Source organism: Hanamia caeni (assembly GCF_003721595.1).
Classification (GTDB): domain Bacteria; phylum Bacteroidota; class Bacteroidia; order Chitinophagales; family Chitinophagaceae; genus Ginsengibacter; species Ginsengibacter caeni.
Map to the genome: position 1 here is coordinate 1 of NZ_RJJR01000008.1, position 13,368 is coordinate 13,368.

Here is a 13,368-nt window from a genome sequence, read left to right on the forward strand (position 1 = left end):
CCGTTACCGATGGGCCGACCATCATCATCTACATAGCATTAAATAATAAAATCAAAGAACTAATTTGTATTCATTATTTATTCGTGACACTCAATAACCAGGATTCTGTTTTAAATAGACAGTACCTCCGGAATTGATAGCATCTATCTGACTTTGAGGAATAGGATAATATTCATTCTTTCCGGCTGTAAACTTGGTACCAAGATAATATGGAACATAATTCTTAATATAAGCCTGGTAAGCATTTAAAACCTCTGCAGCAATTCCCCAGCGCACGAGGTCAAAGAAGCGCTGGCCTTCCATTGAAAGCTCAAGTCTTCTCTCCATTATAATGGCTTTTAATGCATAAGCCTGATTGCTAAAAGCGCCTGCGGGGTATAATCCAATTTTATAATTGCCTGCCGGAGTGGTTTGGGGAGAATAGGTAGCTGAAGAAGCGTCATAAGTAGCGCCCCCAGCATATACCCAACCGGTTTTATCGGCAGCACGAGCACGAACTCTGTTTACCAGTGCTTCTGCAGTTGTTGGATCGCCGGTGGCAAGATCAGCTTCTGCCGCCCACAATAATACATCTGCAAAACGAATCACATTTACGTTATTTGCTGTTAATTCTGTGGAGGCCCAATAGCTTTCAGTGCTTGATAATGAGCCTTTTTGACTTTCGGCATACACATCTTTTTTAGTTACGAAATGTCCATTATTGGCCGGATCACGAATCCAGGAATCACCTGGCATAGGGCCCCAATCGAGGTAAGGAACTCCTTTTCTTCCGATTGCAATGTCAATTCTTGGATCCAATGTTCCGGGATAAGTTGAACTGTTGACATCTGTACCACTATTATAGCTGCCATCTAACAGGGGTAATCCATGGGAATCAGTTTTATAGGCATTTCCTAAATCCTGGGATGGATTGAAAAATCCACAGCAAGCGCCCGGGCCGTTATTATATGGAAAATTCAATAAATCGCCGTAGTTGCCGTTTGCTACACCCTGTCCATTGGCCTGCGCATTACCAGACCCGTCATTCACAGACATTTGAACTACAAATACTGCTTCAGCATCACCTTTATGATTTTGTGCCGGATTAAAATTGCTGGCATAATTTATCAAATCATATTTCACACCGTCAGAAGTAGTTCCGCTGCTAATTAGCTCATCCAGCAAAGGTTTGGCATCTGAATACTTCTTCTCATACATATAGCATTTAGCTAAAAAAGCCTGTGCTGCCCATTTGTTGGCTCTGCCAACCTGTGGCTGAGTGGCCGGAAGGTTTTCCATAGCAAATTTAAAATCAGCTTCTATATCAGGCCATACATCTACATACCCAGAGCCACTGATATTAGTAATCGCAGCAGGACTGGAAGTATCTCCTGTTACATTCTCAGAGATAAAAGGGACATTATTAAAAACTTTTTTCAATTCAAACATTTGAAAACCTCTTATAAACCTGGCCTCTGCAGTGATAGTTTTAACCTGGTCTTCCGGAATATCTTTTGCCAGTGGCAAAATCCGAAGAACGTCATTTGCTCTCTGTACACCATAATAACAGTTTCTCCATTTACCTACGGTATAACCATTTGTAGGTAAAGTAGCCCACGTTTCAATAGGAACTACGTCCGGTTGGTCATCTGGTGTTGAACCTTTATAAGCGTCGTCGGCTGCTACACTTCCCAATGACCAGTTCGAAATAGCCCCGCCCCAGCCACCGTCGCCATTTCCCGGATAACCATCAAGAGTGGCATAGGCGCCTACCAGAAGTCCTTCTACTCCTTGCTGGTTAGCCATGATTGATGGGTTCAGGGATCCGACGGGTGGGATATCGAGAAATTCTTTTTTGCAACTGTAGCCTATACAAATCAGAAGGAATACGCTCAGTATTAAATATTTTATATTAGATTTTTTCATATCACTAATTTTTTTATTTTTAAAATTTAAAATGAGGCATTTATTCCAAAAAGGAATTGTTTCTGATTAGAAGGATAGTTACCGAAATCAATTCCGAAATTACTGTTATTACTTAAATTAGATTGTTGTAATTCCGGATCAAGCCCGGTATATTTTGTTATCGTAAACAAATTAGATCCTTGTATATAAATGCGGAGCTTATCAATTCCAACCTTTTTCAAAGGTGAAATAGGAAGCGTATAGCCTAACATTAAAGAACGAAGTTTCAGGAAAGAACCATCTTCCACATAAAAAGAATTAAACGCTCCACTATTACTAAAGCCACCGGCTGTTTCCAAAACCGGAACAGTTGCTCCCGGATTGGCCACATGTGCAGTTGGATCTGTAACTGTAGTTGGCTGTCCGGCTGAATTTACGAGGATAGCAGACTTATTTAATGCATCATTGCTGATACCGCCGCGGAAAACCTGTGGAAAATCAGTCCAGTATTTTACATAATTAACATCCTGGTTGCCCTGGGAACCATAAAAGAATATAGAAAAATCGAAAGCTTTATAACTTGCATTAATATTTAGGCCATAGGTGAAATCGGGATTTGGGTTTCCAATCCAGGTTCTGTCCTGATCATCAATTTTTCCATCAGGCTTCCCATCAGGGCCACTTATATCGGCATATTTGAAACGGCCAGGATTTGCAGCAGTTTGCGTAGGTGATTTAGCTACATCTGCGGCATCCTGGAAAAGCCCAATCACTTTATATCCAAAAAATTCACCGATTGCTCTGCCCGGTTGCACACGGGTAAAGGCTCCAATGCGGGTAGATCCATCACTGTTCCTATCCTGATACTTATAACCCGGAGGCAGGCTAACTACTTCACTCTTATAACTGGTAAGCGTTCCCTGGATATCAAATTTAAAGTCAGAACCTGCGCTTCCATGGAAAGTAATGCTTCCATCAATACCGGAATTTTGGATATCGCCGGAATTAACAACCGGCTGACTCGCACCGCCTGCAAAATTTCCTATCAGAGATTGCTTTTGGAACAATAATCCACTGATTTTTTTCTTGTACCATTCAACGGACAGGCTTAATTTATTATTAAGAATGGTAGCGTCCAGGCCTACGTTAGTTATGATATCCTGCTCCCATGTTGTCAATGGATTGCCAAATTGGCTCTGATAGAATCCCATGGTAGCACCCTGGGGATCTCCGTCAATTGAATAGTAGGAATAGCCAGCACCAGATGCATAAAGGCTATAAGGATTAGTAGCCCCAATATTATTAATGGAACCCAATTTCCCCCAACCACCTCTGAATTTCAAATCATTAAAAAATGAGACGCCTTTCAGGAAGCTTTCCTGGGATATTCTCCAGCCCGCAGATACAGAAGGGAAAACGCCAAATCTATGATCTTTATCAAAAACAGATGCACCGTCTCTGCGCACAGTGGCACTAATAAGGTACTTGTCATTGTATTGATAATCCAGTCGGCCAAATTGTGAATATAAGGATCGCTGATAAGGTGCTCCTCCATTATTACTTACGCCGCCGGTAGGACTTCCGGTATTTAGGATTAAGTAGTTAGGGTCTGAACTGAAATAATTAATTCTCCCAGCGGAGAAGCTACGATCATAAATCTTTTTTGCCTCAATGCCACCTAATACTTTAATGTTATGTAATCCTATTACATTTGAATAAGTTAATGTATTTGTCCATTGCCATAAACTATTATATCCAGCTCCTTCAGTAAATGCATTTGGATTGGTGTTACCTTCCGCATCGTTATATGGCGTAGGGCTGAATGAATAATAGTAATAATTTTCAACAGTGCCGCCGAAGGAAGTATGTGCGGTAAAATGTTTTAGAAAATCCACATCAGCAAATACATTTCCGATCATAGACCAGCTATTGCTTTTATTATTGGCGGTACGCTTTTGCCTGGCTACAGGGTTTTGCGAGTTGCTAAGGTGAGGTGCATGAGTTCCGGCGAAATTTCCCATAATATCGTATACCGGAATAATCGGTGGAGTACGATAAGTGAATGAAATTGAGTTCCCTTCGTTTTGGTTGGTAAATCCCGGATTTTGGCGATATACAACATCGGCATTTTCACCAATTCTTATATTGTCTTTAATATTGAAAACGGTATTTGCTCTTACGTCATATTTTTTCAGGTAAGTATTTATCAGGGTGCCTTCCTGATTGAAATAATTCATTGAAAATAAATAGGACGATTTATCGCTCCCTGCACTTACAGTCACCGTATGGTTTTGAATCATAGCTGGCTTAAAGATTTCATGAAACCAGTCAGTGCCAGGTTTTGATGCTTTTGTAATCTGGTTGGAAGAAATATCATACGTTGAAGGATCTGTATTGGCATCACCATTTTTTGCGGCTTCCGGAATAATATAATCCGGGATTATAGGACCTGTTTGAGAAGGATCTTTTCCAAATTGCCCGGTCCTTTTATCAGGTGTCACTCCTGAATTGCTTTCCATGTTCCAGATAGCTTGTGCGTATCCTTGAGTATTAGTAAGATTCCATACATTTCCTTTTAAAGGTTGCTGGGAACCAAGATACATATTGTAGGTAACGGTTGCTTTGCCGCGTCCTTTTTTTGTTGTAACCACCACAACTCCGTTGGATCCCTGTATACCATAAATGGCGGCAGCGCCTGCATCTTTCAACACCTGTACGGATTCTATATCATCAGGATTAATATCCCTAAGGCCGGTGCCGGATTCAACTCCATCCACGATATATAATGGAGACGAATTTCCTAAGGAGGTGATTCCTCTTACACGCACTGCAGCTCCGCCACCGGGTACACCGGAGGTAGTAACGGTAACTCCTGAGGCTTGCCCTTGTAATAAAGATTCCGCATTCCCTGAGGGAATCTTTTTCATATCGCTCACATCCACCACCGCAACAGACCCGGTAATGTCCTTTTTTCTCTGCGAAGTATAACCTGTAACAACGATTTCATTCAGATTGGTTGCGCTGGGTGTCATCGAAACCGTGATGTTGCTTTGGCCGGAAATTGATACATCCTGATCTGCGTATCCTACATAGCTGATTCGCAAAGTCTTCGCATTTGGAGGTACACTTATAGAGAAGTTGCCGTTCGGCCCGGTAGTTTCGCCGGTTCTGTTCCCAACTACGACTACAGAAGCGCCTACCAAAGCCGTTCCATCGCTTGTAGTAACAGTTCCTGTGATAGTCCGCCGCTGAGCCATAGATTGTAGAAAACAAAGCAGCACGAAGAGGCTGCTAAGCAGTAATCTTTTTTTCATAATCAAGTAATTAAATTTGCGTTAAAGTTAATAGGACACAATTTACATTCTTTTTTATATAACGTAAATTTTTTTTGTAAGCGTTTTGTAAAATACCCCGGAATTTTTACTAACCGTAATCAAAGTGAAACCTCATAGTAAATAAACAAATAAGCCCGTTTTAATTCCATAAAAAAAGTGGCGCAAGGCCACTTTGTAAAAAAAGTCAACAACCAATCTTTTAATTATTCCACAAAATCTGTCCACTTTTCATTTGAATTGCCTGAGGCTACCACATTTTCAATGAATGCCATTCCACGTACACCATCTTCTATTCCCGGGAAATCCAGCATTTCTTTCGTCGGTTCTTTGCCATCTAATTTAGCCATTAGCGTATGGGCAAAATTTCGGTAGATATTCGCAAAAGCTTCAAGATAACCTTCGGGATGGCCACCCGGCGTACGGCAATTTTGCAAGGCATAGCTGCTGAGCCCCGGTGAATTATTACCGGCTCTTAAAATTTGGGCGGGTTGATCAAGCCATCTTACAATTAAGGTATTTGGCTCCTGTTGTGTCCAATCTATTCCGCCTTTTTCGCCATAGATCCTGATCTTCAGGTTATTTTCTTCACCGGCTGCTACTTGTGTCGCCACTAAAACGCCGGCTGCACCATTGTCAAATTTCAGTAAAACATTCCCGTCATCATCCAAGGCACGCCCCTCAACCATTACATTTAAATCTGCACAAAGTTTGGTAATCTTCAATCCGGAAATGTATTCTGCGAGGTGTGCTGCGTGAGTGCCTATATCTCCCATAGCGCCTGCTTTTCCCGATTTTTTCGGGTCAGTCCGCCATGATGCCTGGGCATTGCCTTCTCTTTCAGTGAGCCTGCTCAGCCATCCTTGTGAATATTCTACTACTATTTTCCTGATTTTTCCAAACGCTCCTTCCGCTACCATTGCCTTCGCCTGTTTCACCATTGGGTAACCGGAATAAGTATGAGTAAGACAAAGCGTTTTTCCGCTTTGCTCAAGTTTCTTTTTTAAATCTTTTGCTTCCTGCAGGGTAAAGGTCATTGGTTTTTCAACTATTACATTGAAGCCATTATCAAGGGCCATAGCTGCGGGCGCATAGTGCGCAAAATTGGGAGTAACAATGGTGATAAAATCGATGCGTTTGTCTTCGGGCATTTTGCTTTCTTTCTCAATCATTTCTTCGAAGGATAAATAGGTTCGATCTGCCGGAAGAAATAATTCTTTACCGGATTCCTTTGCTATATCCGGGTTAATACTTAATGCACCGCAACTTAATTCAATCAACCCATCCATATTGGCGGCCAGCCGGTGAATGGCACCGATGAAAGCATCTTTGCCTCCGCCTACCATTCCCATTCTTAATTTTCTCATGATAAAATTTTAAAATAAAAAAATCGGTTTTTTGTTTGCCTGCTGATAAAAGCAGTTTATTTTTTTTAAAAACTAATACATTCTTTTAATTCTTTTTCGGTATACGCCAGGTTATGCTGTTTCAAAACATCTTCCGGAACGCCATTCCATTGGTTAGGCGTATTGCCTATATACCCAATATCTTTTACGCCGATGGCAGTGGTATAAAATCCTGTGGCAGTAAGATTTCTCATCAAATTAAAAAAACTTACGCCCTGCATCACCTCAGGTTTTGCCTTTTTAGGCCATGCTATATCGTCCACCATTTCCATTTGTTGTTTTTGATCGCATTCTGTAAATGGTTTTTGATAACGGGCCAGGCATTCCATATCAAGCCATTTCAATCCACCTCGCATAGGGACCTGATGCTCCGGTTTGTCTTTCACAATAAATTCGATAAAATCAGGAACTTTTGCATCTGATGCGCTGCCGCTTACCTCATCCTTTGGAATAATAATATCCCCAAGAATTGTGATGGTCTGCATTTCATGAGGTGTAAAAAAAGTGTAAGCGTTCACTTCTTCGAGGTGCTTCACTTCCTCTTTCATCAGCCCGGGATGCTTTTTTGCAGGAGTTGCCGATGCTTTTTTGAGAACCGTTTTTTTATTGTCGGTCTCGCAGGCCTGCAATAAAAATCCGGAAGATACGGTTCCGAGAACCATTACTTTAAGCGATTTTCTTCTATCCATAAATATTGAAATTAAATGCTGCTAAATATTATTTTTCTTTAGCTGGTCAACAATATATTCAGACGTGCGCATGGAAAGGGCCAGGATGGTCCAGGTAATATTTTTATCGCCCTGCGACACAAACATTCCTCCATCTACATTAAACAGGTTTTTACAATCATGCGCCTGGGCCCATTTATTCAATGGTGAATCTTTTGGACTATTTCCCATACGAATCGTTCCCGCCTCGTGAATAATATTGCCGGGTGCGTGAAGTCCATAATTATTTTCAGGCCCATCATCTGCTCCCCAAACGGAAACGGCCCCCATGGCATGTAAAATTTCTGCAAAGGTTTCCTTCATGTGCTTGGCCTGTTTAATTTCATAATCTGTATATTTTGTATGAAATCTTAAAACAGGAATTCCATAAATGTCAACGGTATTTGGATCAAGCTCGCAATAGCTGTCCTTCATGGCAACTGCTTCCCCGCGTCCGGCCATACCTACATGAGAGCCGAAGAAATACCGGTAATCTTCTTTTAGTGACGCACCATAGCCACCGGCTTCCTTTTGCTTTCCCTTCACTTTATAAGTCCCGTTCAGGTTTTCAATCCCCCATTGAAAACCATATAAGGGCATCCCGAAACCTCCGCCATATTCGATGTGGTAGCCCCGTGGAAAATCGAGTTTTTTATTATCCAGCCACCAGGGAGTGTAAACGTGCATACCTCCTACTCCATCTTCATTGTATCGTTTCCTGTCAAATAAATCAGGAATAATGCCACCCATATCTGCCCCGGTAGAATCGTGCAGGTAATGCCCTACTATATCACTTGAATTAGCAAGCCCGTTGGGATGGCGCGGCGATTTAGAATTCAATAACAGTCTTGCAGATTCGCAGGCGCTGGCTCCGAGGATAACAGTGCGGCCCATCACCTGGTATTCCTGCATGTCTTCTTTATTTACATAAGAAACGCCCGTAGCCAGGCCTTCTTTATTAGTTAGCACTTCGCGGGCCATGGCGTTGACTACCAGGTCTACATTTCCTGTATTTAGCGCCGGCAACACCAAAGCTGAAGAGGATGAAAAATCAGCGTAAATTTTACAACTTCGGTTGCATTGCTGGCAAAAAAAACATTGACCGCGGGTATCATTAATTTTTTTGGTAAGAATGGAAAGCCTGGATGGGATCACCGGAATTCCAATGCCTGTCGCAGCTTTCTTAATCATCAATTCGTGAAGCCGCGGCTTGGGAGGCGGCAGAAAAAAACCATCAGGGTCATCTACCAAACCTTCATTGGTGCCAAATACCCCCAATAATTTATCTATTTTATCATAATAAGGTTTTACATCATCATAGCTTATTGGCCAATCATCGCCCAAGCCATCAATGCTTCTTCTTTTAAAATCTTTAGGGCCAAAACGTAATGAAATTCTTCCCCAGTGATTGGTGCGGCCACCTACCATTCTTGCACGCCACCATTCCCAGTTAGAGCCTTTTGCATTTGTGTAAGGCTCGCCATCAATTTCCCAGCCCCAATAACAACCATCCATATCGCCGAAAGGACGAAACTTGGTGCTGGCGCCTCTCCTGGGAGAATCCCAGGCATTTTGCAATTGCTTCGAATCTACAGCAGGACTATAATCCGGCCCGGCTTCAAGCAGGCAAACTTTTAACCCTGCATTTGCCAATACATAAGCTGCCATACCGCCTCCTGCTCCGGAACCGATTATAATTGCATCATATTTTTTTGGTTGAACTTTTACTTGAAAATCTCCCATATCAATAAAATTGGATTTTTTATGAATCGGGCATGAAAATAGGAATTCTTGACATAATTAAGTCCAATTATTTTCGAATCCTTAAAAATTTAAAATTTTTTTTGGGATTTTACACGCCGCAAAATGGAAAAAGAATCGCTTACTGATATGAAAAGAAATTCGTTTACCCATAACCGTTATATTCACGGGCAAAATAAAAATTCAAATTATTTCCTGCTTTACTATAACAAACATTTTTACAGGGAAACGAATTATGGAATGTATGCACATAACCCATGACTTCATTCAAGTTTGGAATAATACATTTTTTGTAGTTTTATTTTTTAAAGTTCGAATATGTACACTACAGAGCAGGCAAGGGAATTACAAACAGAAACGGAAAATCTTTTAAAAAAAGATGGTAATGTAGAGCAGTTGCGCGACGTGCTTCGGTTTCATGAATACCGCTATTATATTTTAAATGATCCATTAATTTCTGACACTGAATATGATTTACTTTTTAAGAAGCTCGAAAAACTGGAAAAGGAAAATCCGTCTTTAATTTCCCCGGATTCCCCTACACAAAGAGTAGGTAGCAGTCTTAATTCAGATTTTGAAACTGTTCCGCATCTAGTGGCCATGCTTAGCCTTGAAAATAGCTATAACGCAGAGGATTTAATCGCCTGGAATAACCGGTTAAAAACATTAACCGCAAACCAGAAAATAACTTTTAGCGCCGAGCCAAAATATGATGGCGCCAGCATTTCGCTGATTTATGAAAATGATTTCCTGGTGCGTGGCGCTACCCGCGGAGATGGAATTGCAGGCGATGATATCACGACTAACCTTAAGCAAATTGGCTCTATTCCTTTATCTGCTAAATTTTCAGATGCTGGAATACAAAAAATTGAAATAAGAGGAGAAGTACTGTTAAACAAAGAAAATTTTAAAAAATATAATCAATCGCTGGCTGAAGAAGGATTGGCTCCTTTAGCAAACCCAAGGAATGCCGCCGCCGGTTCATTAAGAATGAAAGATCCATCAGCAGTCAGGAAAAGAAAATTAGAAGCCATATTGTACCACGTAAGTTATATCGAACTGAATGAAAAAGGGAAAAAACATTACCCCGCGCAACTGAATACGCATTCGGGAATTTTGCAATTATTATATGATTGCGGGTTTCGTACACCGGTAAAAGAAAAAAAAGTTTTTGACAAAATTGAACAGGTTGTTGAATTCTGCCACGCCTTTGAAAGCGAAAGAGAAGAGCTTCCCTATGAAATTGATGGCATTGTAGTGAAAGTAAATGAAATTGAAATTCAGCAGCAGGTAGGCAGCACCACGCATCATCCAAGGTGGGCTATGGCATACAAGTTTAAGGCGCGGCAGGCTACGTCAAAATTAATCCATGTGGAATTCCAGGTGGGGCGCACCGGCTCAGTTACGCCTGTGGCAAAAATAGAACCCGTTCATATAGGAGGCGTAACGGTTACGTCAGTGTCGCTTTTTAATGAAGGGATTATTGAAGAAAAAGATTTACGTATAGGCGACACCGTTATAGTAGAGAGAGCCGGCGATGTGATTCCGTATATCGTGAAGCCACTAACTGAATTAAGAACCGGCGATGAAAAGAAAATTATTTTTCCTGCTCAATGCCCGGTCTGTGGAGACGAATTGGTAAGACCTGAAGGCGAAGCTGTTTGGCGCTGCGTGAATATCAACTGTGAAGCCCAGGTGGTAGAGCGTATCATTCACTTTGTGAGCAAAGATGCAATGGATATTAAAACTTTTGGCGAAGCTAATGTCAGAAAATTTTATACGCTTGGTTTGATCACAAACATTCCCTCCATTTATTCTATAGATTTTGATAAAATTGCTGCGCTGGAAGGATTCAAACAGAAATCTGTTGACAACCTGCGAACAGCGATTGAAAAATCCAAGTCACAAAATTTGAATCGTTTGATATTTGGCCTGGGCATCAGATATGTTGGCGAAACCACCGCCAAAACGTTGTCGAAAAGTATTGATACAATTTTTGACCTGCCCAAATTTTCAATTGAAGATTTTCAGCAGTTAAAGGATATTGGAGAAAAAGTAGCGCAAAGTGTTTATGAATTTTTTCATAACCCAGACAATCTTCAAATCATTGAAGAGTTAGCTGAAAAAGGGGTAAACATGAAAGGAGATAAATCCGAACCGGTAAAAGGAAAGTTGTCGGGTCAAACATTTTTATTTACCGGAACGCTGCCGACACTGAAAAGAAATGACGCCGAGAAAATGGTGGAAGCAAATGGAGGCAAATTACTTTCTTCTGTAAGCGCTAACCTGGATTACCTGGTGGCAGGCGATTCTGCGGGAAGTAAGCTGGCCAAAGCACAAAAATTAAAAACGGTGAAAATCATCAGCGAGGCCGATTTTTTAAATCTCATCCAAAGTTAGTTTTGTAACTTCATCAATAAAACTGAGCTATGATCAAAAAACTTAGCGGTGAAATATGGAGGCCTCTTAAATTTAAAGGCATGCAGACAATGAGAAATAAATATGCCATCTCATCGCAGGGACGCGCAGCAAGTTACAAAGATGATATCCTGGCTGATGGGAAACTCCTGGATGGATCTCTTACCAGCGGATACCGCTCATTAAACCTTCGATTAAGCAATGGCAGCACCACTCTTTATTTGCACCGCGAAGTAGCAAAACTCTTTAATCCCAAATCTTCTCCAAAGCATAAATATGTAGTTCATCTTAACCATCAAAAAACTGATAACCGTGCTAAAAATTTAAAATGGGCTACACAAAAAGAAGTAATTGACCACCAGCAAAAAAGTCCACAACGAAAGGAATATAAAAAATCGCAGGTATCACGTAAAAATGGATTAAAGCTAAACGAATCACAGGTAAAAAACATAAAGGCGATGCTGGCAAATCCGCGTCGTAAGCTTACACACAAGCAAATCGCTGAAAAATTCAACATCAGCCCTATGACGGTTTATCGCATAAAAAGCGGCGAAAACTGGTCGGCCATTTCGTGAAAAATTCCCTCTGATTATCCTTTAGCTTTTAAATTTTAATAATTTGATTACCGCTTCTACGCTATCTTTTTTGAAATCGCTAAAAAAGAATAACAATAAACCCTGGTTTGATGCCAACAAGGACAAGTATCTTGAAGTAAGAAATAATTTTGAAGAATTTGTTGCTTTACTGCTTCAGAAGATGACGCTGTTTGATGAAGACCTTAAAGAATTGGAATATAAAAACTGCCTGTTTAGAATCAATCGCGATGTGCGGTTTTCAAAAGACAAAACCCCTTACAAAATCAGCTTTAGCGCTTCTTTCAACAAAGGGGGCAAGAAATCAATTTATGCCGGATATTACCTTCATGTGCAACCGGGCGACAATAGTTTTATTGGCGGAGGCTTATGGAGGCCGGAGCCGGAGCAATTAAAAAAAGTAAGACAGGAAATCGATTATTGTTTTCCTGAATTCAAAAAAATAATAGCAACTCCGGCATTCAAAAAAAATTATGGCGAATTGGAAAAAGATGAAAAGCAAATGTTGGTAAATATTCCCAAGGGATACGAAAAAGAAAACCCGGCAGCAGATTTTTTAAGAATGAAAAGTTTTGTAGCTACTAAAAATATCGCAGATGCTGACATTGTAACTCCAAAGTTCATAAATGAAATCATTCAGTCTTTTAAATCACTGAAGCCCTTACTAAATTTCATCAACCGCTCATTTGAATAATCTTTCTTAAACACTGACAAATCCAATTTAAAATTAACGGTGAGGAACTACAATATGATTTTGCTTTGAAAAATTATCAGGATAATAAGGTAACACAGGATATAAACTTTTTTCAGCACTTACACTTCCCGAAATAGAAAAGGTTCTTGCATCGTTGACATACATTACGCCCATGGATGCAGCAGGATATAGACCGAAATAGTTTTGGCCAAACCGGTTGTTTGAAAAGCTTTTATTAAATCCATTTAAGTAGGAAGGATTAATATTTATATAAGACGGAGCAACAGTGACGTTCGCAAAGGCAAACCAATTATTATTGATTCTCCTGTTAAGCTGAAGGCCCAGTGGCGCTGAAAAAACTGATGCGTTTCCTCCCTTAAAAAAAGAAACACTGGTAGATAAACCACGGTAAGAACTGAAAAACCATTTTTTCGGAAACAAACTATCCTGCGTGTGTGAATCGCTAAAATTACCGCCACTACTATATTGCGTGAGTGATTGCGATTGAACGGCGGTAAATATCAATAGTGCTATGGCTAAAAATGTAATGCGCATCCTGTGGAAATTAAACTT

At 40.6% G+C, this 13,368-nt stretch carries 10 protein-coding genes; 4 read left to right on the forward strand and 6 right to left on the reverse strand.

Annotated elements, in window-relative coordinates:
- Window positions 1-90: 90 nt before the first annotated feature.
- The 5 genes from EFY79_RS10360 to EFY79_RS10380 all read right to left on the reverse strand — a co-directional run bounded on the left by EFY79_RS10360 (window position 91) and on the right by EFY79_RS10380 (window position 9,072).
- Entirely contained in the window at window positions 91-1,905 is a 1,815-nt protein-coding gene (locus EFY79_RS10360; RefSeq protein WP_123120643.1) for a RagB/SusD family nutrient uptake outer membrane protein, read from the reverse strand.
- 26 nt (window positions 1,906-1,931) lie between these two features.
- Window positions 1,932-5,198 (reverse strand): SusC/RagA family TonB-linked outer membrane protein, encoded by a 3,267-nt coding sequence (locus EFY79_RS10365; protein WP_123120644.1) that lies wholly within the window; start codon window positions 5,196-5,198, stop codon window positions 1,932-1,934.
- Window positions 5,199-5,422: 224 nt separating this feature from the next.
- On the reverse strand, window positions 5,423-6,583 hold the full coding sequence (locus EFY79_RS10370) for a Gfo/Idh/MocA family protein (protein WP_317128038.1): 1,161 nt from the start codon (window positions 6,581-6,583) through the stop codon (window positions 5,423-5,425).
- A 65-nt stretch (window positions 6,584-6,648) separates the two neighbouring features.
- Complete coding sequence (locus EFY79_RS10375) at window positions 6,649-7,311, reverse strand: gluconate 2-dehydrogenase subunit 3 family protein (RefSeq protein ID WP_123120645.1); 663 nt, start codon at window positions 7,309-7,311, stop codon at window positions 6,649-6,651.
- A gap of 21 nt (window positions 7,312-7,332) precedes the next feature.
- On the reverse strand, window positions 7,333-9,072 hold the full coding sequence (locus EFY79_RS10380) for a GMC oxidoreductase (RefSeq protein ID WP_123120646.1): 1,740 nt from the start codon (window positions 9,070-9,072) through the stop codon (window positions 7,333-7,335).
- Window positions 9,073-9,195: 123 nt separating this feature from the next.
- On the opposite strand from EFY79_RS10380, the gene EFY79_RS21430 reads away from it, so the two are divergent.
- From EFY79_RS21430 to EFY79_RS10395, 4 genes are read left to right on the forward strand one after another with little or no spacing between them, the layout of a single operon-like run.
- Window positions 9,196-9,351: a hypothetical protein gene (locus EFY79_RS21430; protein WP_158605195.1), complete on the forward strand. Its 156-nt coding sequence runs from the start codon at window positions 9,196-9,198 to the stop codon at window positions 9,349-9,351.
- Window positions 9,352-9,408: 57 nt separating this feature from the next.
- Window positions 9,409-11,490, forward strand: a complete 2,082-nt coding sequence (gene ligA / locus EFY79_RS10385; RefSeq protein ID WP_123120647.1) for an NAD-dependent DNA ligase LigA — start codon at window positions 9,409-9,411, stop codon at window positions 11,488-11,490.
- A 29-nt stretch (window positions 11,491-11,519) separates the two neighbouring features.
- Window positions 11,520-12,083, forward strand: coding sequence for an HNH endonuclease (locus EFY79_RS10390; RefSeq protein ID WP_123120648.1), 564 nt, complete (start codon window positions 11,520-11,522; stop codon window positions 12,081-12,083).
- A gap of 43 nt (window positions 12,084-12,126) precedes the next feature.
- Window positions 12,127-12,795, forward strand: coding sequence for a DUF2461 domain-containing protein (locus tag EFY79_RS10395; protein WP_123120649.1), 669 nt, complete (start codon window positions 12,127-12,129; stop codon window positions 12,793-12,795).
- 33 nt (window positions 12,796-12,828) lie between these two features.
- Here the strand turns inward: EFY79_RS10395 and EFY79_RS10400 are convergent, their stop codons facing one another.
- A complete protein-coding gene (locus tag EFY79_RS10400) occupies window positions 12,829-13,350 on the reverse strand; it encodes a hypothetical protein (RefSeq protein WP_123120650.1) in 522 nt (173 codons plus the stop codon).
- Window positions 13,351-13,368 lie beyond the last annotated feature (18 nt).

What these genes read in the sequence shown, in the direction of transcription:
- EFY79_RS10360 (WP_123120643.1), bottom strand. Translation starts at nt 1,905, where the DNA reads ATGAAAAAATCTAATATAAAATATTTAATACTGAGCGTATTCCTTCTG.
- EFY79_RS10365 (WP_123120644.1), bottom strand. Translation starts at nt 5,198, where the DNA reads ATGAAAAAAAGATTACTGCTTAGCAGCCTCTTCGTGCTGCTTTGTTTT.
- EFY79_RS10370 (WP_317128038.1), bottom strand. Translation starts at nt 6,583, where the DNA reads ATGAGAAAATTAAGAATGGGAATGGTAGGCGGAGGCAAAGATGCTTTC.
- EFY79_RS10375 (WP_123120645.1), bottom strand. Translation starts at nt 7,311, where the DNA reads ATGGATAGAAGAAAATCGCTTAAAGTAATGGTTCTCGGAACCGTATCT.
- EFY79_RS10380 (WP_123120646.1), bottom strand. Translation starts at nt 9,072, where the DNA reads ATGGGAGATTTTCAAGTAAAAGTTCAACCAAAAAAATATGATGCAATT.
- EFY79_RS21430 (WP_158605195.1), top strand. Translation starts at nt 9,196, where the DNA reads ATGGAAAAAGAATCGCTTACTGATATGAAAAGAAATTCGTTTACCCAT.
- ligA (WP_123120647.1), top strand. Translation starts at nt 9,409, where the DNA reads ATGTACACTACAGAGCAGGCAAGGGAATTACAAACAGAAACGGAAAAT.
- EFY79_RS10390 (WP_123120648.1), top strand. Translation starts at nt 11,520, where the DNA reads ATGATCAAAAAACTTAGCGGTGAAATATGGAGGCCTCTTAAATTTAAA.
- EFY79_RS10400 (WP_123120650.1), bottom strand. Translation starts at nt 13,350, where the DNA reads ATGCGCATTACATTTTTAGCCATAGCACTATTGATATTTACCGCCGTT.